Source organism: Sphingopyxis sp. H073, assembly GCF_001468395.1.
GTDB lineage: Bacteria > Pseudomonadota > Alphaproteobacteria > Sphingomonadales > Sphingomonadaceae > Sphingopyxis.
This window is the reverse complement of record NZ_LNSG01000009.1, coordinates 24,806-45,909: the sequence shown is the minus strand read 5'-3', so window position 1 is coordinate 45,909 and position 21,104 is coordinate 24,806. Positions and strand designations below refer to the sequence as shown.

23 protein-coding genes are annotated in these 21,104 nt (G+C 57.6%); 14 read left to right on the top strand and 9 right to left on the bottom strand.

Annotated elements, in window-relative coordinates; all coding sequences use genetic code 11:
* Positions 1-423: 423 nt before the first annotated feature.
* Positions 424-1,356 (top strand): hypothetical protein, encoded by a 933-nt coding sequence (locus tag ATE64_RS16320; RefSeq protein WP_058455774.1) that lies wholly within the window; start codon positions 424-426, stop codon positions 1,354-1,356.
* Entirely contained in the window at positions 1,353-2,180 is an 828-nt protein-coding gene (locus ATE64_RS21770) for a hypothetical protein (RefSeq protein ID WP_156416587.1), read from the top strand. The genes ATE64_RS16320 and ATE64_RS21770 overlap by 4 nt, the downstream gene beginning before the upstream one ends.
* 35 nt (positions 2,181-2,215) lie before the next feature.
* Here ATE64_RS21770 and ATE64_RS16310 read toward each other — a convergent pair.
* Positions 2,216-3,585, bottom strand: a protein-coding gene (locus ATE64_RS16310) for an IS3 family transposase (RefSeq protein ID WP_156416586.1) whose coding sequence is annotated in 2 segments (ribosomal slippage) — positions 2,216-3,237 and positions 3,237-3,585 — 1,371 coding nt in all. Because the reading frame shifts where the segments join, the coding sequence is not laid out codon by codon here.
* Between the two features lie 1,355 nt (positions 3,586-4,940).
* On the opposite strand from ATE64_RS16310, the gene ATE64_RS16300 reads away from it, so the two are divergent.
* Positions 4,941-6,659 (top strand): DUF6119 family protein, encoded by a 1,719-nt coding sequence (locus ATE64_RS16300; protein WP_058455770.1) that lies wholly within the window; start codon positions 4,941-4,943, stop codon positions 6,657-6,659.
* Between the two features lie 180 nt (positions 6,660-6,839).
* On the opposite strand, the gene ATE64_RS16295 is transcribed toward ATE64_RS16300, so the two are convergent.
* The 3 genes from ATE64_RS16295 to ATE64_RS22045 all read right to left on the bottom strand — a co-directional run bounded on the left by ATE64_RS16295 (position 6,840) and on the right by ATE64_RS22045 (position 8,193).
* On the bottom strand, positions 6,840-7,043 hold the full coding sequence (locus tag ATE64_RS16295; protein ID WP_058455769.1) for a DUF5818 domain-containing protein: 204 nt from the start codon (positions 7,041-7,043) through the stop codon (positions 6,840-6,842).
* Positions 7,036-7,938: a MucR family transcriptional regulator gene (locus tag ATE64_RS16290; protein WP_058455768.1), complete on the bottom strand. Its 903-nt coding sequence runs from the start codon at positions 7,936-7,938 to the stop codon at positions 7,036-7,038. The genes ATE64_RS16295 and ATE64_RS16290 overlap by 8 nt, the downstream gene beginning before the upstream one ends.
* A gap of 78 nt (positions 7,939-8,016) precedes the next feature.
* Positions 8,017-8,193, bottom strand: a complete 177-nt coding sequence (locus ATE64_RS22045) for a DUF6771 family protein (RefSeq protein ID WP_167541777.1) — start codon at positions 8,191-8,193, stop codon at positions 8,017-8,019.
* A 206-nt stretch (positions 8,194-8,399) separates the two neighbouring features.
* On the opposite strand from ATE64_RS22045, the gene ATE64_RS21765 reads away from it, so the two are divergent.
* The 3 genes from ATE64_RS21765 to ATE64_RS16280 all read left to right on the top strand — a co-directional run bounded on the left by ATE64_RS21765 (position 8,400) and on the right by ATE64_RS16280 (position 10,108).
* Entirely contained in the window at positions 8,400-8,645 is a 246-nt protein-coding gene (locus ATE64_RS21765; RefSeq protein ID WP_156416585.1) for a hypothetical protein, read from the top strand.
* A gap of 142 nt (positions 8,646-8,787) precedes the next feature.
* Positions 8,788-9,204 carry a hypothetical protein gene (locus tag ATE64_RS16285; RefSeq protein WP_058455767.1) on the top strand — a complete coding sequence of 139 codons (417 nt, stop codon included), beginning with the start codon at positions 8,788-8,790 and terminating at the stop codon, positions 9,202-9,204.
* Between the two features lie 583 nt (positions 9,205-9,787).
* The gene (locus ATE64_RS16280) at positions 9,788-10,108 is read left to right on the top strand and encodes a DUF736 domain-containing protein (RefSeq protein ID WP_058455766.1); all 321 of its coding nucleotides are present in this window, start codon (positions 9,788-9,790) and stop codon (positions 10,106-10,108) included.
* A gap of 7 nt (positions 10,109-10,115) precedes the next feature.
* Here the strand turns inward: ATE64_RS16280 and ATE64_RS16275 are convergent, their stop codons facing one another.
* Positions 10,116-10,403: a helix-turn-helix transcriptional regulator gene (locus ATE64_RS16275; RefSeq protein WP_231729143.1), complete on the bottom strand. Its 288-nt coding sequence runs from the start codon at positions 10,401-10,403 to the stop codon at positions 10,116-10,118.
* Between the two features lie 210 nt (positions 10,404-10,613).
* Here ATE64_RS16275 and ATE64_RS16270 point away from each other — a divergent pair, with 210 nt between their 5' ends.
* From ATE64_RS16270 to ATE64_RS21270, 8 genes are all read left to right on the top strand, one after another.
* Positions 10,614-10,862 carry a hypothetical protein gene (locus ATE64_RS16270; protein WP_058455764.1) on the top strand — a complete coding sequence of 83 codons (249 nt, stop codon included), beginning with the start codon at positions 10,614-10,616 and terminating at the stop codon, positions 10,860-10,862.
* A gap of 171 nt (positions 10,863-11,033) precedes the next feature.
* Positions 11,034-11,810, top strand: a complete 777-nt coding sequence (locus ATE64_RS16265) for a DUF2285 domain-containing protein (protein ID WP_082657758.1) — start codon at positions 11,034-11,036, stop codon at positions 11,808-11,810.
* 132 nt (positions 11,811-11,942) lie between these two features.
* The gene (locus ATE64_RS16260; RefSeq protein WP_058455762.1) at positions 11,943-12,209 is read left to right on the top strand and encodes a helix-turn-helix domain-containing protein; all 267 of its coding nucleotides are present in this window, start codon (positions 11,943-11,945) and stop codon (positions 12,207-12,209) included.
* 5 nt (positions 12,210-12,214) lie between these two features.
* Positions 12,215-13,108 carry a replication initiator protein A gene (locus ATE64_RS16255; protein ID WP_058455901.1) on the top strand — a complete coding sequence of 298 codons (894 nt, stop codon included), beginning with the start codon at positions 12,215-12,217 and terminating at the stop codon, positions 13,106-13,108.
* Between the two features lie 313 nt (positions 13,109-13,421).
* Entirely contained in the window at positions 13,422-13,868 is a 447-nt protein-coding gene (locus ATE64_RS16250) for a DUF2840 domain-containing protein (RefSeq protein WP_231729142.1), read from the top strand.
* A gap of 14 nt (positions 13,869-13,882) precedes the next feature.
* The gene (locus ATE64_RS16245; protein ID WP_231729141.1) at positions 13,883-14,392 is read left to right on the top strand and encodes a S26 family signal peptidase; all 510 of its coding nucleotides are present in this window, start codon (positions 13,883-13,885) and stop codon (positions 14,390-14,392) included.
* Positions 14,389-15,132 (top strand): lytic transglycosylase domain-containing protein, encoded by a 744-nt coding sequence (locus ATE64_RS21275; protein WP_082657757.1) that lies wholly within the window; start codon positions 14,389-14,391, stop codon positions 15,130-15,132. The genes ATE64_RS16245 and ATE64_RS21275 overlap by 4 nt, the downstream gene beginning before the upstream one ends.
* Before the next feature lie 259 nt (positions 15,133-15,391).
* Positions 15,392-17,122: a VirD2 family relaxase/mobilization nuclease gene (locus tag ATE64_RS21270; RefSeq protein WP_058455759.1), complete on the top strand. Its 1,731-nt coding sequence runs from the start codon at positions 15,392-15,394 to the stop codon at positions 17,120-17,122.
* A gap of 140 nt (positions 17,123-17,262) precedes the next feature.
* Here ATE64_RS21270 and ATE64_RS16225 read toward each other — a convergent pair whose 3' ends face one another.
* From ATE64_RS16225 to ATE64_RS16210, 4 genes are all read right to left on the bottom strand, one after another.
* Entirely contained in the window at positions 17,263-18,471 is a 1,209-nt protein-coding gene (locus tag ATE64_RS16225) for an FAD-dependent oxidoreductase (protein ID WP_058455758.1), read from the bottom strand.
* A gap of 155 nt (positions 18,472-18,626) precedes the next feature.
* The gene (locus ATE64_RS16220; protein ID WP_058455757.1) at positions 18,627-19,169 is read right to left on the bottom strand and encodes an Rrf2 family transcriptional regulator; all 543 of its coding nucleotides are present in this window, start codon (positions 19,167-19,169) and stop codon (positions 18,627-18,629) included.
* 313 nt (positions 19,170-19,482) lie between these two features.
* A complete protein-coding gene (locus tag ATE64_RS16215) occupies positions 19,483-20,271 on the bottom strand; it encodes a molybdopterin-dependent oxidoreductase (RefSeq protein WP_082657756.1) in 789 nt (262 codons plus the stop codon).
* On the bottom strand, positions 20,268-21,092 hold the full coding sequence (locus ATE64_RS16210; RefSeq protein ID WP_058455755.1) for a cytochrome b/b6 domain-containing protein: 825 nt from the start codon (positions 21,090-21,092) through the stop codon (positions 20,268-20,270). The genes ATE64_RS16215 and ATE64_RS16210 overlap by 4 nt, the downstream gene beginning before the upstream one ends.
* Positions 21,093-21,104: the final 12 nt, after the last annotated feature.

Here is a 21,104-nt window from a genome sequence, read left to right as displayed (position 1 = left end):
GGAATGACTGCTGGGTTGGACTGACCGGTTAGTCTGCTTGAGGAGCGCAGATCAGGATAGCGGACATCCCGGACAGCGAGCCGGCCCGTCAGCTACCGCCCCAAAAGTAGGTCGCTTGGCCCAACCTAGCACGAGCCCAGAAGTTGCTATTCGTATATCTGGCGTGGGAGGTAAATGGAACGCGTCCTCATCATTTCATACCGTTAGATGATGGATCAGCCGATCGCGTGCTTCGCCCCCTTGCCGGCACCCTCGACCGACAGCATGCGTGGAAGCTGAGACATTGAGATCGGAACAACCTGATGGGAAGGTGACAATGACGATTGCGATTGCAAAGGTACCGCCGGAGGCGGCCTTGCGCTGCCGATTCTGCCCCGCAATATCTTGCTGCCAACATCTTCTTTTTGAGTTACTCCGGAAAACATGACCACCACACAGATATTTCCCGATGAAGCTAATGTGCTCGAGGCCTGCGGTCGCCTGGTCGATTTCGGGGCCTGGGAGCAGACGAAGATTGACCCCGAAGGATGGCTTGCAAATTTTCCTCAAGCCGAACGTGGTTACGCTTTAATATTACTCAGTCGCTTCACGTTCCTTGCTGATCACTTGGTTGATCAACTATTTCGGTCAGCGTTTCAAAACCTATCCAACTTGCTGACCGACGATCTCGAAAGTTTCGAAGACGCGTCGGCGCGCTGGCGAGATTTCTGCAGAAATGCTCTCATCACTATCGTCCAAGGAGAGGATCCGAACCCGTCCGACAGCGGCTGGCTGTTCGCAAGGAAGGCTCGACAGGCCGTGGGAATCAATCAGGGCCAGCTTTTCGAGCCGCGAGAGGTGATTGAAAGACTGGCGAACGGTTTTACCGGGCCGGTCGTCTTCGTCGATGATTTTGTAGGCTCGGGTGAGCAATTCCTGAAGACATGGCGGAGGCCCTACAGCCACGCCTCCGGCTCGGCGTCGTTCGAATCTCTCGCTGTTGCGTCGCGAGCGGCAACACCTCGCGCCACATTCTATTACTGCAATGCTATGACTACGGAATACGGACGTGGCAGGGTAAACCGCCATGTTCCTCAACTAAGAATCTCAGCAGGTAACGTGATCCCTGAACGACATTCGCTTGCCAATCCCGACTCGTTGCTATGGCCTGAGCCGATCCGCGCTGATGGCATTGCTTTCGTAGAGAGAGTTTGCCGACGACTGGGCTATGATCAGGACGATGGCAGCGAAGCGGACTGGCGAGGCTTCCACAAGCTGGGGCTGGCGCTCGCATTCCAGCACTCTGTTCCCGACGCGAACCTTCCGCTTTTCTTCAGCGACAATAGCGGCTGGACCCCGCTGGTGCGACGCCTATGACTGACGATCTATCCTTGGAAGACGACGCACTCACCGATCCGTTTGGTATCTACCGTGCCGAGTGGCTCAAAGACGCACTCTTCAAGCTCTTTACCAAGCCGGCTTACTACCCAGAGCTGGAGACGCCACGCCCTTGCGTATTGGTCGGCGGGCGAGGCACGGGGAAAACGACGGTGCTACGATGCCTTTCTTATGAAGGTCGCTTCGAGCTTGAAAAGCACAGCGCCGCAACGATCAGCCAATGGCCTTATTACGGCTTCTATTACAGGGTGAACACGAACCGAGTCACCGCATTTCGCGGCGATGAACTTACCGATCGGCAGTGGGAGCGGGTCTTCGCTCATTACCTCAATCTGGTCTTCTGCGGTCAGGTGGTAGAGTTCCTCAACTGGCATGCCAAGCATGCGCCCGCTGGGGAGGCGCTGCCGACGTCAGTGTGTCAGGATGTCGCCGATTCTCTTTACCTCGATGTGGCCGACGATCAGGCCCAACTGCTCAAGAGCATTCATCGAGGACGCCGCCGATTCGAGGCCTTCCTGAACAATCTTGATCCAACGGCTTTGCCACCGCTGTCGCTGCAGGGCCAAACGATTGATGACCTCTGTCAAGCGGTTCTCGAGCTGCCTCAATTTTTGGGTAAGAGCCTCTTTTTCATCGTCGACGAATTCGAAAACCTGCTCGATTATCAACAAGTCGTCCTCAACACGTTGATCAAGCATTGTGGACCACACTACACATTCAAAATTGGCGTACGCGATCTTGGATGGAGAAAGCGCAGCACTCTCTGTCCGTCGTCAGAACATTTGGCACAACTCGCGGCGTAGATTAGCGGAGTGTGGGCCTCGTCAGGGGTTGGGTTTTAGGCGGCAAGCTTACGGTGTTGCAAGCGCCGATATTCGATGGTCTTTCGCTTGATCCTTTCGCGCTGTTTTATGATGGCCGGGGCCCTGCCGAAGTAAGCGTCGGCGGGCGTCACATTGTTCAGGCTTTCGTGGTAACGCTGGTGATTGTAGTGCTCGACGAACGCCTCGATCTGGGCCTCAAGGTCGCCGGGCAGGAAGTAGTTTTCGAGCAGGATGCGGTTTTTCAGAGTCTGGTGCCAGCGCTCGATCTTGCCCTGGGTTTGCGGATGCATTGGGGCACCGCGGACGTGGCTCATCTTCTGAGCCTCGATATATTCCGCCAGTTCGCCCGCGATGTAGCTGGGGCCGTTATCACTGAGCAGTCTGGGTTTGTGCAGTACCGTGGCGCTGTCGCAACCCGATGCTGCCAGCGCCATGTCCAGCGTGTCGGTTACGTCTTCGGCGCGCATGTTGGTGCACAGCTTCCAGGCGATGATGTAGCGCGAGAAGTCGTCGAGCACAGTCGACAGGTACATCCAGCCCCATCCGATGATTTTGAAGTAGGTGAAGTCGGTTTGCCACATCTCATTCACCCGCGTGGTCTTGGTGTGGAACTGATCGGCTGCTTTGATCACGACATAGGCCGGGCTGGTGATCAGATCGTGAGCCTTCAACAGGCGGTAAACCGTGGCTTCCGACACGAAGTAGCGCTTCTCGTCGGTGAACCGCACCGCCAGTTCGCGAGGACTGAGGTCGGTCGCGTCGCCTTCCAACGCCATGTCGATGATCTGCTTCTGGATGTCATCGCCGATGCGGTTCCACACCCGACTTGGCGCCGAGGGCCGATCCTCCAGCGCCTCCGGCCCGCCCTCGAGATAGCGGTCATACCAACGGTAGAACGTCCGACGCGCGATACCGAGCTGGTCCAGCGTACGGTTGGCAGGCTGGTGCGACTGCTCGACGATCCGGATGATCTCGAGCTTTTCGGATGCGGGATACCTCATTCGCCGTCGTCCCCATCCGCGATCATGCTTTTTTTGAGCAGACGGTTTTCGAGCGTCAGATCTGCCACGCATTCCTTCAGGGCACGGGCTTCGCGGCGCAGGTCCTGCACCTCGCCGGTGCTCGCACCGCGGGCCGTGTCGCCAGCCAGGCGGCGCTTGCCTGCTTCCATGAACTCCTTTGACCAGGTGTAGTACAGGCTCTGGGCGATGCCTTCCTTACGGCACAGCTCGGCAATGCTGTCCTCGCCGCGCAGCCCGTCGAGCACAATGCGGATTTTGTCCTCGGCCGAGAAATGGCGCCGGGTATGCCGCCGGATGTCCTTCATTACCCGCTCAGCAGTGGGCTTCACCAGCGACTTTTTCATAGAGGGTTTGGGCTTCATCTTCGTTCCTTCGTCACTACGACGAAGCCCAAACCCTCCTTAATTTACAACCTCAAATCTGTGCCATAGGTGCTGACGGGGAACAGCGGGCAAAATCTACTCAGCAAGTAAGGCGCTGGCCTTTGTCGCGCGTGCCCTCAAATATCTCTCGGTCAACGGCGAGTTAATTGCGATCCTCCCGGCTTCGGTGCTCGTGAGCGAACGCGATGCGGAATTAATTGCCGCGATCCGCGCTTGGGGTAGTGTCGAGCAAATCGGCGACGTTCGAAAGAATGCGTTCCGGTCCCACTCCGTCACCGTGACTGTCTTGCGCATCTCGCGATCATCGCGGAAACATAAATCGGCGGGAGAAAAACCGCTGCTAGTTTCACTACGACCTTATGCAGTCGAGATGTCCCGAGGCTCGCTCTCGGTCCACGACTATGTTGAAACCAAGACGGGACCGCGTTTCATTCACACGACCGATATGAGGGAAGGCCGCCTAGCGCCAACGAAACGGAAGGCCTCCGCCACACGTCGGCGCGTGCACGGACCTGCGGTCTTGATATCGCGCGTAGGGCGCCCCTCGAAAGATAAGGTCGTTAGACTGCCTAGCTGCGAAGCTGTTCTGTCCGATTGCGTTGTCGCGCTCAGGACCGTTCCAGCCGGCCATGAGCAAGCACTGGCCGCAGCCATAGTTGAGAACTGGGAAATCTTCAAAGCAGCATACGGAGGAAGCTGCGCGCCGTACACCACGCTAAAGCGTTTGGCTGAGACTTTGCTTCGCCTTGGAATTGCGAGCTCGATCATGGCAGATGACCTTGCCAGTAAAAAGGTGCCAGCCTCCCACATCCCGGCATCAGTCGCCGGCGCTGGAAAGCGTAAACGGTCGCTTGGCTAGTGGTGTTCAGCACCTCCAGCTTGGCACATCAATAACGTCGAGGGCGTCCACCCGATCGGCTTTGGCGGGGACTGATGTCATCAGCGTTGCGCCACCCCGCGAAAACACGAAAGCAGACCTCCAGCGGCACTGTGGGCGGGCTTGAACCTCGAAAGGAATGGTTCTAGCCTTAGATGTCAGAGTGAACGTTGCCTTTTGGAGCGGCAGCTACGCGCTCCAGTCTTGCTGTCCAATCTTCGCCAAACTTATCTTAACGCTCATATTCGCTTTGCGAATTAGTGATTAACCGATGTAGTCTTGGCCAAAGAGAGGGCGCACTACCGCTGGCGTCAACGCGATGCATCTATTTGAGCCATTTTGAACGAATTAATCACCTTATTCTTGTGCCATCAGCCCCGCTGTTGTGGAGTAGGCTTTTGAACTTACAGTGCGGTGTGAGCTAAGCAGCGTCACTGGTTACGCGGGGGCAGATTCAATGTCGGACATGAAGCGGATCACGCTTTTCAGGATCAAGGACGGTAAGAGTTTCCAGGACTTTCTAAAGGGCGATCTGGCGACCTACACCTACATCGAGCCGAACGATGAATTCGAGGGGTACATAAAATACGACCCCGCGGGCGGCGGTCGGAAGACTGAAGAGCACATCCCATGGCTCCGTTTTCTCAACTCGGGCTTCGCCGAGAAAAAATACACCTACGAGGCGTTCAACAAATATCCGCGCGCCCTAATGGCACTGCGGGTGATCGGCAAAGATGGCGCGAAAGATGTGTGCTACGCAGCTGCCTTTGGCCAGCATGGGGACAGCTATCTGGACAGGGAGCAGATCGTTTATGACTTTGGCATCAAAGTGGGAATGAACATCTGCGATGCCGAAAAACTCCGGCGGATTCAGACTGCTGCCCATGAGGCGATCAGCCGTCAGACTGAGCGGCAGGCCAGCACGGGGGCAAGCCTCGGGGTGTTCGGCATCAACACCGAGTCCGAATTTCTTCGCACGATCTCAGGCCATGTGAAGACGGAATACAAAGAGCTGGTCGACTCCTTTCGCGGCAAGGACAGCATTCTGATAAAGTTCCCGAAGGATCAGGAAGTAACCTGGACTTATCTTGCTCAGCTCTGTCGGAAGCTCGAAGAGCGATATGGATCGGACGACTACACCAAGACCGACCTGAAGGTGTACGACATCCTCCGGCACGAGAGCGACCCGGTCGTCATAGCGGAGCTGAACCGCCTGCTATGCGCGGCAATCGAAGCGAAGAATTTTAATGCCATTCACCTCGCCCCGCCGGACTTTCTCGCCGACGACGACAGCTCGTTTGCCTATGTCGAGAAGGATGGCGACGGAAAGATCGAAACGTTCGACGATCTGCGCATCGCCGACCTGATCGCCATCAAGCATCGGCGGCTGAAGGACCTCGACGAGACTCGCATCAAAGGGTGGAAGATATTCGAGTACAATCCCGAGCTCAGCCGAACCTTCGTGCGCTGGGATGCATATCGATGTCTAGTGGCCGAGGTCGAATGGAACGGGCGGGCATTTGTTCTCTCGTCGGGGCAGTGGAGGGAGGTGTCCGAGGAACTGAAGGCGTCGGTTGAACAGTATCTCGGCAAACATGATCTCGTTCTTGATCCCGCTTACCTCCCGCACGGGATCAACATCTACAAGGCCGACCGGAAGGAGAACCGCGAGGAGATTTTCAACCGACGTGCGGCGGAAGATTGTGCGAACCTGTATCTCCTTGACAAGGCCAAGCTCGAGATCGCCGGGCAGCGTCGATACGAAGTGTGCGACCTGCTGCATGCCGATCGGTCGATCATTCACGTTAAACGATACTCCTCCGGCGCGGCATCCATCAGCCACCTTTTCACGCAAGGCAGATTCTACGCCCATGCCTTTTCGACAGATACCGCCTGCCGCGCCGGGATGGCGGCATGGATCGGTGCCGATGTCGATCCCATCAATGCTGCGAAAGACAAGCCCGGCTTCCTTGCGTTGATCCCGGAGAAGAAAGCGGACCTCAACGAGAAGGACTATTCAGTCGTGTTTTGCGTGCTCCACGATGATGACGACTTCTCGCTGGAGAAGCTGCCCTTTATGTCGCGGTACGAGCTTATGCAGAGCCACCGCTTTCTGACTGAGGATCGTAGCTTCAAGGTGGGAATCGTGTTCCGGCAAGTCATTCTCGGCCCCTGATTCTACTATCCCGACCTCGGCCTGCAACTTCCGGTTTTCCGCCTTTTCGTTCAAGAACTGCCATGCCCTTACGGCCAGGAAGTCATCAAATGGGCCATGAACGTATGACCGGTTTCGAAAACCGCATTTCGACCTCGAAATGTCAGCTCTTGAGCGGCTACGGCAATCCAACAACCAATATCAAATGGGCGCAACGCCATCGGCTTCGATCGTATACTCGTCGATCCAGAGACCTGTGACTTGCACACGCTTCTCGACAAGATCGACCGGCACCCGATGCAGCAACAGGCGGATGCTTACTCCCCGATCCGCTCTCAGTACAAAGCCACCGTTATCGCGCATCAACGTGCCGGCGACATCCGCGTGACCGCTGCCATCAGGCATCGAATACGGGCTTGAGCTTGTTGCGACGATTCTTCCCTGGCGCAACGGAAGTGTCATCCAACTTTGGCGCAATGATCCTGCCCTTTTGTCTGCCGATGGGCTTTCCGGGCTTCTTCGCACGAACGGGAATGGCCCCTATCAAAGCTGCTGACGGTGTCGCGGCCATAGGTTCCGCCTCGGATGCAACGTCAGGCCCATTGGCTCCCCCTGCCGCCCGAAGCGTTTCGGCAGAAACAGGCTTACGAGTCCTGCGTGATTTTGTTGTCGCGCTATTCCGACCAGCTCGTCTGGACTTGATTTTTGCGGGTTCAGTCACAGCCGACGCTGCCAAGGGTGCTTCGTCAACAACAGCTGGGACATCGTTCATCGGGAGAGAAACGGGAGTATGCGTCGATGCGGCGAGGGCGGAGGCAGGCTTTGCTCGCCCGCTTCGTCCCAGCGCCATCTTCTTCGCAACGTCCCGCCGGAATTCCGAGTAAGCAGGCGCAACCATCGGATAATCGTCCGGCAGATTATAGCGCGTGCGATATTGCTGCGCGTCGAGCCCGTGGCGCCGCAGATGGCGAGACAATGTCTTCAGCCTCTCACCGGTGATCATCGATATGATGTAATTGGGATCACTGAGGGACCGCTCGATGGAAACCTTCGCTGCAGGATTGCCGTCCTCGTGTTCGACGATGGGTTCCGGTTCCGGAACGGAGGACAGCGCCTCCGGCGGAGACTGCGATCCTCCGGCCTGCGACACGTTCTCCGCCTTGTCCTCTTCGAAGCGTGCGATCGCCGCATAGACGTTGGACAGTAATGGCGCCAATTCAGCCGCCTGGAGGCTGTTGTTGTTGTTCACAAAGGCAGTAACAAGATCGAGGGCCGCCTGCCGCGCATCAAACCTGTCCATGACGAAAGCTCCGGTAACGATTAGCAAACGCAGATATCAAACCGCGCCCTTAAGAGATATTTGGTCGGCTGAGTCAAATTACAGTGCCGTTTTCTTTTCCAATTGCTCCACAAGCGCCGCTGCGATCATCGCTGCCAAAGCATCCTCAGCGCGCGTGCGCACCGCCTTGTCCATTGAGCCAAGGTCATGGCGTACCCATGCCGGCGCCTTAGCGAGAACCTTCGCAATGACTGCAGTCTGTTCATCGTTCGTCATGCTGTCCCCCTAGGCGCGAACTCATTCGCAGGCAATGGACGTGGGAGTGCTTCGGGAGCGTCGGGACAGTCCTGGCTCAACTTGCTCCACAAGCGTCCGCCATCCCGCTCTTTGAGGCGTGTCCTGGCCCCTTCGGCTCCTTAATCGATCAACCCGCAAGGGGTCCGCTATACTTTGCATGCGGCCAGTCCGGCTGCGCCTGCCTGGTGATCGAAGGCGCCGAACCGCCCTTTTGCCGCGCCTGTCGAGCGGGAATGGCTCCCGCTCCGTATCAGGAGTTAAAGGATATGCCGCTTTCCCTCGCCCAGCACCACGCGTTCACCCTTGCCCGCAGCCTGATGGCCTGTGTCATCCTGTTTGAAACCGGCGATGCCTTCGGCGTCATGCCCTCTCGCGAATATGATGGCGATGCATCGCGCATCATCTGCGAATATGATCCGTTCGAACTTTGAACCGAAACGGTTCCACTCCTGTCGCCGGAGAGCCGATCTGGCCTTCCGGCGATGGGCGACATTTGCTATAATCTCGACACATATTGCGCTGTGGAGGTGGAGGAGAGCGCGTCCGACGACCCTGTCGTCAAGGAGGACGCCCATGATCTTTGCCGCCATTGCTACCATCACAGCCCTTGTCCTCATAGGACTGCTGTTGCTCAACCTTATCCTCTATGCCCTACCCGTCGCCATTGGCCTCACCGCTGGACAGTGGACCAGTGCTGCCGGCCATGGCATCGCCGCCTCGATTGCCGCGGGGCTCGGCGCCGCGCTGCTGACGATGCTGCTCGCGCGCATCGCGCTTGGGCTTGCGCGCTCGCGCACTCAACTTGCAGCGATCGGTCTCCTATTCGCGATACCGGCGGCCTTTGCTGGCTATCATGCCGCGCTGGGCCTCTGGGCGTTGTTCGCTGAGCCGAATGGCATTGCGTATCTCCTTGCCAGCGCCTCCGCACTCGGCTTCGGCGCACTCGCCTGGGTCCGGGTGCCATATTATGGCGACGCGCGGCAGGCATAGCCCTGCCCGGCAAGCCGGAATGGCCGACTGGCTCTGTCAACATGATCGGCGGCGCAAGCTCAAACGTATCTGGTCCGTAAGCGCCAACGGACTCGAAGAGGTGGAGCAAGCCGGGACCAAGCGGGACGAGAAGGTGTGCCTTCATGTAGCAGTCAACGCAGGCCGAGGCATTCACCCAGCCTTGATCCCCAGCAAGGGTGCACATGCCCCCCAAGTGTCGCAGGCAGGGTCATCTGGTCCGGCTTCCCCAAAATCGTCACGCCGATCGCTATATTCATCACTCGGGTGAATGAGGGCGAGATATCTGCCTGAACTTGCTTGGCTCTGTTCCCGGGACCCAATGCCGTCTCTTAACTGGCTTGCCCTGGCAGCAACCGGCTTTGCCTCACGTCCCTTGCCGCAATGGCAAGGCTGCAGGGTTTCTTCCCCTGCTGGCGCATTCCTCGCGAGCCAAGAAACTCTGCGCCGTGCCATCCTCCGCTTGTGCTTCGGCCCGGGGGGTGCGGCGGTCCTGTGTTCCTGCCCTGGACCTGCCATCGAGACCGCGATGGGCGCGGGTTCGAACAACCCAAGGAGACTTCACATGGCAAATATCGGCACCTTCAAGAAAACCGGCAATGACTATCAGGGCGAAATCGTCACGATGAGCGTGCAGACCAAGAATGTCCGCATCGTTCCCGAAGACACGCAGGGCAATGACAACGCTCCCTCGCACCGGGTCTTTGTCGGCCGCGCGGAAATCGGCGCCGCCTGGACCAAGCGCTCGAGCGAAGGCCGCGACTATCTCTCGCTCAAGCTCGATGATCCGAGTTTCACCGCCCCGATCTTCGCCAATCTGTTCGACGACGAAGACGGCAGCTACAACCTCATCTGGTCGCGTGCCCGCAAGTCGAACGCCGACTGAGCAAGGATCACGCCCCGTCCGGCTTCGCCGGGCGGGGCTTTTCGTCTGTTTCGCCGCGCGCCGTCAGAAGCTGCGCCGCAGTTACCCCCAACACCTTTGCCAGCCGATCGACCACATCGATGGTCGCGCCATAGATGCAACGCTCGAGCGCGCTGATATAGGTGCGGTCGATCTCGGCCTGATGCGCCAGCTCCTCTTGCGACATACCCTTGCGCTTGCGGGTCGCCTTCAGATTGTCCGCCAGGATATCGCGTATCTCCATGACGAGGAGAAAGAAGTCTTGTCGAGCATTCAACCACGGAGTATTCTCTACATCGTGGAATTTGATGATGCCCGACCTTCCAACACATGATGCGAAACGACATAGCCGAGAAACAGCTTATCCCAAATGTATGACCTCGCTATAGCTATGAGCGGATAACGAGAATGCGCTGCAATCGCTCCATTTTGGTGACGAATCATGCTAGGATAGCGCGGTCGCAAGCCAGAAAGACAGACAAGTATAATGGCCAAATCGCAATTCCTCGACGCACCGCCGGATGGCGATGCGATCACCGCCTATGACGAAGCCCATCACGATGCCTATTGGCGCCTGCTCGACGCCGATGCGGAAAAAGCCGATTGGAAAGAGGTGGTTAGATTGATCTTCGAGATCGATCCCGAAGTGGAGACCGCGCGCGCAAAGCACATGCATGACAGTCATCTCGCCCGCGCGCGCTGGATGACGCAAATTGGCTATCGCAAGCTGCTCTGAACAGTTTCCGTAGCTCTCCGTATCGGATCGACTTTTGAGAAGGAAAAACGGGAACGGTTAATAGGGAAAGTTACTTTTCACGTACCCACAACAGCACGCGCAAATACGGCGGTGCTTCCGCGCCTGCCCTGGATACTGCAGGCTATAATCTCGATAATCAGCGAGACTGTTATGTCCGTGACCAGAAACTGGCGCGAGCCTGTCGACGCGCCCGCACATGCTTTACAGCGCCATGAAATTGCTATGCGCTATCTCGCACGCAATGAGAATTTTCAGGCGGAATATGCCGCTGCGCTCGGCGATGTCGAATCGGGGATCACAACCGCTGACGACGTCACCACCTGGCTGATCGCCTCATGGGGACTGTCCTACCCGGTCGACCCAAATGCCCCCCACGATATGAGCCGCATCCACGTTCAGCCCGCACTGTCACCGGTGACGCTGGAGTTGACCGATACCCCCGCATCGCCCTCTCCACATGACAGCATCACGCCAGCTAATCTCGGTCTCCCGCATCATTGTCTGCAATGCGGTGACATCCAACACCTGATACTGGCCAATGCAGCGGGCGATATCCGGGTCACACTTTCATGCGGCAACGATGGGCCGCTCGGACTCCAGCTCCCGCTCGACCGCGATCTGCATGTCCGCCTGGCTGCCACGGAGCGCTTGCGGCGGCATATATCGGGTCTCGCCTGCGGACCGCCCCCGCTGTTGCTCACCCATCTTAAGCAGCAACGCCTGCTCGTCATGCTGCGCGCCTGGGACGGGCGTGCAAGCGGCGCGAGTGCGCGCGAACTGGCAGCTGTGCTGATCGATGCCAGGGTCGCCTCCTATGGCGCGGCCTTATGGTCGGACTCGCGTCAGCGCCGCCAGATCGGGCGCTGGCTCAGCGACGCGCGCAAGCTCATCTATGGCGGCTATTTGAGCCTGTTGCGAGGTGAGTGATTCCCGCTGACTGAGCCACAGGATCGGGACGCTATCGTCCTCCCCTGACACCGTCCATTCTTTCAACCACGCTTGTCCCCGATCCTGCCCTCCTGTTCGCTGCCCTTTGCAGCGCCTATCAGGAGACACCCATTGGATCATTTCACCCCCGCAGCTACGGCGCGGTACCTCAAAACCCCCGATGCCGCCGTCCATCTCGGCCTTTCGGCGCGCACGCTCGAAAAGCATCGTTGCTATGGCACCGGTCCCGTGTTCCGCAAACTCGGCGGGCGGATTGTCTATGCCATCGACGACCTCGAAGCCTGGGCAGCATTGGGAACACGCCGTTCGACCTCCGATCCCGGCAGCGGGACCGTGCACCCGGCAAAGCGCCTCGCGCCAGCACCGGTGCGGCGGTGACCATCATGCAAGCGCATCTTTCTTCACCACCAAGCCGAACGCAGCTGGAACTGTTCCGCTCTGTCCCCGGCGATATCGCACCGCGTGACGCGCAGGATCTGATGGCCTGGCCCTTCTTCAGTCTCGCCAAGACCAAGCGCATCCGGCCGATCGATTTCCGCATGGGGAATGTCACAATCCAGGTCGAAGCCACGCCCGAACATGGCATGGCGAGCATATGGGATGCTGACATCCTGATCTGGGCAGCAAGCCAGATCGTCGAAGCGCGAGACAAAGGCCGCGCGACCTCGCGGTTGATTGCCACTACCCCGCACGAGATATTGACGTTCATCGGGCGCGGCACCAGTCGTGACAATTATGATCGGCTGAAAGCTGCATTGGACCGGCTGCAATCGACCAGTGTGGCTACGTCGCTGCGGCAGGAGCATCAGCGGCGCCGTCATCGCTTTTCCTGGATCAACGAATGGCAGGAGCGGCTCGACAGTGATGGCCGCCCGTTGGGGATCGAACTCATCCTGCCCGACTGGTTCTATGCCGCAGTCATCGATCAGGCATTGGTGCTCACCATCGACCGCGCTTATTTTGCGCTGACCGGCGGGCTAGAGCGCTGGCTCTACCGCATTGTGCGCAAACATGGCGGCAGGCAAAGCGGTGGTTGGAGCTTCGATGTTGCGCATCTCCATCTCAAGTCCGGCGCGCTCTCACCGCTCAAACGCTTCGCCTATGAGCTGCGCGCGATCGCCACGCGCCAGTCACTTCCCGGATATCGCCTCGCCATCGAGCGCAGCTTCGGTCATGAGCGGCTGAACTTTGTCGCAACCAATCCGGATCTCTACGATCTGGCGCTGCAGCGGATAGGCACCCGCACTCGTGCAAAAGCTGTGGATAACCGGTCATGACGCTCGTCCTATCAGGAACCGGCGGAGTCGTCCTATCGGGAACCCAAGGCTCGTCCTATCAGGAACCGAAATCGCCCTCAAACCCGCATAAATGCTGGAGTTCCAGAGCGCTTAACAATGCTAACACAGAATCCTTCGGATTCTTGCTAACGCTTGGCGCGGCAGCGGGCGCATGGGGCCAGCATCGCGACACTGTCGTTCGCTTTGCTCAATGCGGAAATTTCGGACAAGGCCACTGCCTTCTTCGGACGGTCGTCCCATGATGCGGGCGTCCGGTACCCCATCCACCAGACATCAGCACGCTCTGACGCGCGTGCATGTCACCTGGGTGGAGAAGAAGCGCGAGCACTGGCTGCGCTTTGGCCGCGTCGTCAATGAGCAGATCATCAGTCGGTCGCAAAGCATCAAATATCTCCGTCCGAACAGTGTTTTTGCGCTCATTCGCTGGGATGCTAACGACTATGGCACGATCTTTTCGGCGATCGATATCCTGCGCGCCGTAAACCCGAGCGAACCCTTCACAACCTGCCCCGACGTTGATCCGGGCGGTGAAAGCCTGCTTGAGCTGTCGGGCTGGCCGAAGGTCGGACAGGTGCTGCGTGCGATCGATGTGGTCGAGGCCGCCGGCATCGATCCATGCGACGCATCGCCCGATCACTGGCGGCATGTCCACCAGCGCATAACAGCGGGACTGCAGCCGCGCATCTATACGATGGACCGCCATATCGCCTGGGAAAAGCGGCGGAAGGCAGGACTATGAGCCGCCTTGCGTATGTGCTGACGAGCTATTTTGCTGTGCTCATCATCGTCATCATCACGCTCATAAATCCAGCACCGCGCTTGCTGTGGAATGCCAGCGCCAGTGCGCCCGTTGGACTTTATGCGATCCATCCCGCCCACGATCCGGCTGTCGGAGAACTGGTGGCGATCCTGCCGCCCGAAACGCTCGCACGCTGGATAGCGACGCGCCATTATGTGCCGCTGGGCATTCCCCTGCTCAAGCATGTCGCTGCCAAAGCGGGACAGAAAGTTTGCCGCCATGGCGTCCGTGTCATGATCGATGGCAAGTTCGTTGCAATAGCCAAATTGCATGACAGTCACGACCGATCCATGCCCCAATGGAGCGGATGCAGGCGGCTCCATCCGGGCGAACTCTTTCTGCTCAATGCGTCCATCCCCGACAGCCTCGATAGCCGCTATTTTGGCCCTTTGCCTGTCGCCCGGATGATCGGCGAAGCGCGGCCACTGTTCGTGCGCGCGTTGGTATCGGACGCAAAGCCATGACCGTCAAAACGAGGTATCGCCCTGCCCTTCGATGGCCATGGGGAATCGCGGCACTGACACTATTGGGGCCGCCTCCGGCGTTGGCTCAAATATCTCCAGCCGCAACGCAATCCGGTCTATCGGTCGATATCCATGTCACACGCGCCGCGCAACGGTTCGGCATTCCAGAACACTGGATTTGGGCGGTGATGCGCGTCGAAAGCGCAGGCCGCATACGCGCCACATCGTCGGCTGGCGCCATAGGACTGATGCAACTTATGCCAGCGACTTGGGGCTTAATACGCGACCGCTATGACCTCGGGACCGATCCATATGACGTGAAAGACAATATCATGGCGGGTGCCGCCTATCTTCGCGAAATGCATGATCGCTACGGGCAAACCGGCATGCTCGCTGCCTATAATGCAGGGCCGGGACGCTATGAAGACTATCTCCTGCGCGGTCGTCCTTTGCCGTCAGAAACCATCGCTTACATTGCAAAGCTGATGCCGATGATTGGCGGCAGCGCTGCCGTGCCAAGCGCATCGCCGTTACCAGCCACGCGCACCCGCTGGACACGCGCCGCGCTGTTTGCCCGGCAGTTTGAAACGCAGGATTCAAGCACCGAAGGCAAAATAGACGTTGCAGTCCAACCGCAGATCGGCGCCACTTCCGCTGCCCCCTCGCCGCCCACGAGAACGCTCTTGAACGCCCCCTCAACCGGCCTGTTCGTCCCGCTTTCCGGCTCCCAACGCCCATGAGCGGCTCTGGCGCATGGTATCAGACGCCAGCGCAAATTTTGCGACCGTGGAGAGGTTTGCAAGTTTTGAAATTAGGGTGGGATTTGGGAGGGCGAGATAAAAGGCTGCGAGGTGCGATGCACTCCTGGCCCGGTCGGAGCCTTGTTTCCCAAGGCTTTTTGCGTGGGAATTTTAAGGTGCGCATTTTGGGCGCGATGTGGATGGCCAGTAAATCTCACGGAACTATGCGCCATTGCCGCGATGTGTAGGTGAAATTGTCATGATGGACGATGATTTTCGGCTGAAACCTGGGCGCATCCGTTCCTCTGGCGGCGAACGCAATCAACCGGCGATCAACCAGGTGCTCAAAGCGGCCCAACGCGCAGGCGGGCGCATATCGCGTGTCGGTAAGATCACCAGCCCCAAACGATCGACCTTCGGGCGCGGCCGGGTTGCCAGTGTCCGTGCACTCCATCGCCTGACAAACAGGTCACGCATAGCCGTCGTCAAGGCCCGTGTCGTGCGCCATCATGGGCGCAGTTCATTGGCTGCCCATCTCTCCTACATCCAGCGCGACGGGGTCAGCCGCGATCAGGATCACGGCGAGTTGTTTGGGCCGAGCGGTGACGACGTCGATCGTAACCAATTTGCGGCGCGCTGCGAGCATGACCGTCACCATTTTCGGTTCATTGTCTCGCCTGAAGACGCGGTCGAGATGGCCGACCTCAAAAGTTTTACCCGCAATCTGATGGGGCAGATGGAAAAGGACCTCGGCACCTCGCTCGACTGGGCCGCCACTGATCATTGGGATACCCAGCATCCGCACATCCATATTGTCGTGCGCGGCGTTGCCGAAGATGGCCGCGATCTGGTTATCGCCCGCGACTATATCAGCAACGGCATGCGCGCCCGTGCCCTGAATCTGATTACCCAGGAACTGGGTCTTCGCACCGATCTGGAAATCCGTCATGCATTGGAACGGCAGGTCGAAGCGGAACGATGGACCGATCTTGATCGTGACCTTGCCCGATCGATGAGACGCGATGGGTTCATCGATATGGTTCCAGCGGCGGATGGGCAGCCCCTCGATATCCATGCGTTAAAGATTGGGCGGCTGCGCAAACTCGAAGGTTTCGGTCTTGCCGATCAGCTTGGCTCAGGGTGCTGGTCGCTCCACGAGAATGCTGAAGCAACTTTGCGCGATCTTGGGATAAGAAATGACATCATCAAACGCATGCATCGCGCGATTAAAGAACGGCACATCGAGCGCGCGACCGAACGCTTTGTTCTCGACGCCCAGCCGGGAAAACCGATCATTGGACGACTGGTCGAGCGCGGTTTGCATGATGAGCTCAAGGGGAGCGCATATACCATCATTGACGGCATGGATGGGCGCACCCATCATATCGTATTCCCCAACATCGAAGCGACAGGTGACGCGCCCAGCGGAGCGATCGTCGAGCTGCGCCATTTTGAGGATCGGCGTGGCCGTGCGCGCATCGTCCTAGCGGTGCGATCCGATATGAATCTGGCGCAGCAAATTGGGGCACCCGGCGCCACATGGCTCGACCGTCAGCTTGTATCGCAGCAGGCATTGGAACGCGCTGGTATCGGCTTTGGGGCCGAGGTCACCCAAGCAATGGAGGCACGTGCCGGACATCTGGTCGAAGCCGGATTTGCCCGCCGTCAGGGGCAGCGCATAGTCTTTGTGCGCAATCTGTTGCAAGGCTTGCAGCAGCGCGAGGTCACCGCCCATGCAGAGAAGCTGGCGGCAGAGCTTGGTCTTGCGCACAAGCCTTCCCGATCCGGTGACTATGTGGCTGGCACCGTCCGACAGCGCATCACCCTCTCCTCCGAGCGGTTCGCGATGATAGACGATGGGTTGGGGTTTCAGCTTGTCCCCTGGTCGCCCTCGCTTGATGGCAATATCGGGCGGCATATCTCCGGCGTCATGCGCGGCGACGGGCATGTCGACTGGTCATTGGGCAGAGGCCGGGGTATGGGGCTGTGATGATAACGTGAGATCGTGAACAGCGCTGACGTTCGAGGTAGAAAATGATAATTTCAAGACCGAATTTACATTCAGGTCCAACGCGAACAATTCCATTCGACTGGCATATTCCTAAATATTCGGGAAAGTTTCCCCATCGTCTAAGGCACAATGATGTAGTCGGGATTGGCAATCGAAATGGCGGTGTCATGGTCCGCCTCAGGTGGATATATCCAGACGCGGTTGATATCCCGCTTTAGCGCCTTGGCTTCATCTCGGGTGAGGCGGACTTGGCGATCCCAGCCCTCGGTGTATAGAGCGCCCCATTCTCCCAGATCAATGCACGTCACATACTTCTTCTGGCTGTATGGGTGTAGAGGAAGTCCCACAATTTCGGCAGCCGCATTGTGCCCAGCCACGCGCCCAAGGCTAAGCGCATGCTGGCAAGACATTGCGGCAACGTTGCCGAGATCGTCCGTTGCCGCGCGCACGGTATCGCCTGTGACGAAAATGCCATTCGCTGAAGGCGCGCGGAGGTAGGCGTCACCGATGACCCGACCCAACTCATCATGCTCACCCGGGATTTGTGCCGCCAGTGGATTGGCACGCATTCCTCCCGCCCAGATGAGCGTATCGGTCTCGATCCTCTCGCCCGACGACAAAGTGACCGCATGTTCGGCAATGGTATCTACACGCAAACCGTTACGCACTTCGACACCAGCGAAGGCCAGAGCTTCGGCGAAATATGGTGTTAGTTCATTCCCAAGAGAGCCACCCGGCCGTTCCGCTGTGTCGATCAAGACAACTCGAAAGGCGGCGTCCCGACCCAATATAGCCCGCAAGCGAATAGGCATCTCAGTTGCGGTTTCCAGACCCGTTGATCCGCCGCCTGCGATAACTACCGTGTTACGGGCAGCGCTACTGGTGCGACTAGCGAGCGAGCGCAAGTGGACCTCAAGTGCTGCGGCGCTCTCAAGTTGATCGGTGTCGAAGGCGTAGTCGGAAAGGCCAGGAATGGCGGGTCGATAAAGCTGGCTACCCGTCGCACAGACAAAACGTTCATAGGCGATCTTCTGGAATCCTCCATTGGAGGTCACAACTGTGATAGTCCGCTTGGCATCGTCAATCGTTTCGACAACACCGGGCAAATGTCGAACACCGATCACCGCAAGCAATTTGCTAACGCTTGGATTTACGCCGTCGAGTGCTGCCTCATAGAGACGCGGGCGGATCACAAGCGCAGGAGTCGGTGATACGACCATCACCTCGACGTCATCTTGCCTATTTGCAAGGGCAATGGCGCGCGACGCCGACAGCGATGCCCAAAGTCCAGCGAAACCAGAGCCGGCGATAACGATCCTTTTGGTCACAAATATACTCCTTCCATGCAACCCAGCGGGTGCAAGGCATCCGCTTTTGTAATTGGACGTGTGGCTTAAGACCTTCTCTGGAGGAGGCGAGCGTTAGCCCAGTAGCGATCTAATCAAATATCCATGCTGCGGTAAGCGCGACGAACAAACACCGTTCACGACGGCGCGTCGCGGGTTAGCTTGCGGGCTTTGCTGTCCCGCCCCTTGAGGCGACCTTCGATCCAGCCAGCAACTTCACTGACAAAGTCCTCCGGCGCCTTGCGAATGAAACGTCGATGTACGCTGCCGAGCGATTGCGATGCGAGCCGTTCGCGCATTGCTTGTTCTGCCTGGAGCATGACCGCATGGATCGCGCAGGTTCCGGCGGATACCCAAACAGGCGATTGCCCACCGAATAATGCACAACGGCCGCGAATTTCCTGACAATCGAAAAGGGGCTTCTTGCCTTCAATCGCGTCGACAATGTTGAGAAAGCTTATTTCGTCGGCCGGCTGTGCAAGCAGATAGCCACCACGCACGCCTTCGCTGGCCCGAACAATCCCGGCCTTTTCAAGTTTCGGGAAAATTTTTGCGAGGAAACTTGGCGAAACCCCTTGGAGTTCGGCTAGATCGCTACAACTAATGGGCTTGCCATCCTTGGCTACCAGCCAGAGCAAGCAGTGGATACCGTATTCGACACTAGCTGTAAGGTGCGCCATAACGCGGATATATTTAGTCCGAGTTTTAGCGTCAAGCGCAAATCGCGAAGTCCGGGCTCCGAAATACCTTTCTGAGTACGGGGATGTGCTCCGCTTTGATTGCGTCGAGACCGGCGGCGTATCAAACGACTGTCGACGCGCGCTGTCATCTCAAACTTGCTACATTATTACAATCATACCGGAATCGATCATCAGCAGGACAAAAAGGGAAGTACTACTGCGAGAAGGTAAACGGGCTGCTGACCTTGCGGAAAACAAACGACAGTTTGGGACTTTATTAAAGAGGCGAGCGTCAACAAAGCGAAATAAATCCCTAAAATCCGCCGTAGTTCTGATAGCCGTAGATTTCGAAAAGTCCGCCTCTACCGCCATCAACTTCCTCAAGTGAGGACACAAAGGAAATTCTGCTCAGGTGCTTCACCTGCTTGTATCCGATGTCCAGCGCGCTGCGCAATCGTAATGGTGCTCCATGACCTACCGGTAGGAGTTGATCATTAATCCGATATGCAAGCAAGGTCTGCGGATGCAGGCAGCGTGCAATGTCGAGGCTACCAAACATAAATTTCCCAGCGATCCTGTCCATTGCGTGGAAGATAGCAAAGCGCGCACGCGCCTGCACACCAACCTTCAACATCAACCAAGACAACGGCACGCCAGTCCACTTGCCGATTGCGCTCCATCCCTCCTCACAGGCATGAAGCGTGATGGTGGAAATCGCCGGCATCCGGAATATCTCATCGAGAGTAAAACGTGCTGGACGGTTAACAAGTCCATTGATTTCGAGACTCCAATCTCGAAAACCGTTGGCGGCCATATGTTCGAAGCCGAGATCCTTATCAACGTAAGTGGCGCCATAGCCGCCCAGTGAGGGAAAGTGCCTCGATATTGCACTTTCAGGAAATTCCGGCGCCCGTGGGAGCTTGGGTAGCAGCAGCCGCTCAATCCCGATATTGAGATCTTCCCCAGCATCGAGGATTTTCTGCAGTAGTTCCGGATCGGACTCCGACCAGATCCTGTCAAGCGCAGTCGCGGCCACAATTCCTCCCGCGCCAATAGCAAGACCTTGTCCCAGAAAACGGCGGCGAGAAAAATGCGCGGTCATGTTCGCCCCCGGCGGATAGGCCAACGCACGCCAGTAATCATCGCACGGGTCAGCGCCAGCGGTCCGGCAATCAACAATTGCGAAAGGTGAATAACAACGAATAATAATAGCGCGTTGGCTACGATGAAATGTATTGTCCGTGCAGTCTGACGACCGTTAAACAGATGGAGTAACCAAGGCCATTTCGCCAGAAAGGCTGGCGACATTGTGAGACCTGTCAAAATCATCAACGGAAATGCCACGAAAACGACCAAGCCATAGGCCAGCTTCTGCAAGATGTTGTTGTATGGAACCACGCCCTCGCGCCAATTGCCCAGACGGGCGTGCCGAACAGTCTCGTGCAAAACGTCGGCCCAGAAGCGGCCCTTGGTGATCGGAAAGACATTGCGCCGAAAATGGCCGGAAACCACTCCCAACAACAAATAAATCAGATAATTTATAATAAATGGTACGATCACCAGAAAATGGTAACCGCGGGCATGTCCCATGTCGCCTGGATCGGCGAGCGTCATCCAACCTGGATAGACGATATGCATGCGACCGAAAAATACATTGTCCATCGGACGCCCGATCAAGCCGAAAGTGTCGATGCGATGATCGCCAATCGCGATCCACGTGCGCGGCTGGTGCGGATCGTCATTGCCGGAAACTTCAAATACCGCAGGCTCGAGATGATTACCGGTGTTGCCAAAATACAGACGGGGATGAACATTAAATATCTGAAAACCGCTCATCATCAAAATTACAAACAGAACGAGATTGGCCCAGTGAAAGACACGCACAAAAAGGGGATATTTTGAAGGATCGGCTTCATTACTCACCGCACACCCGCT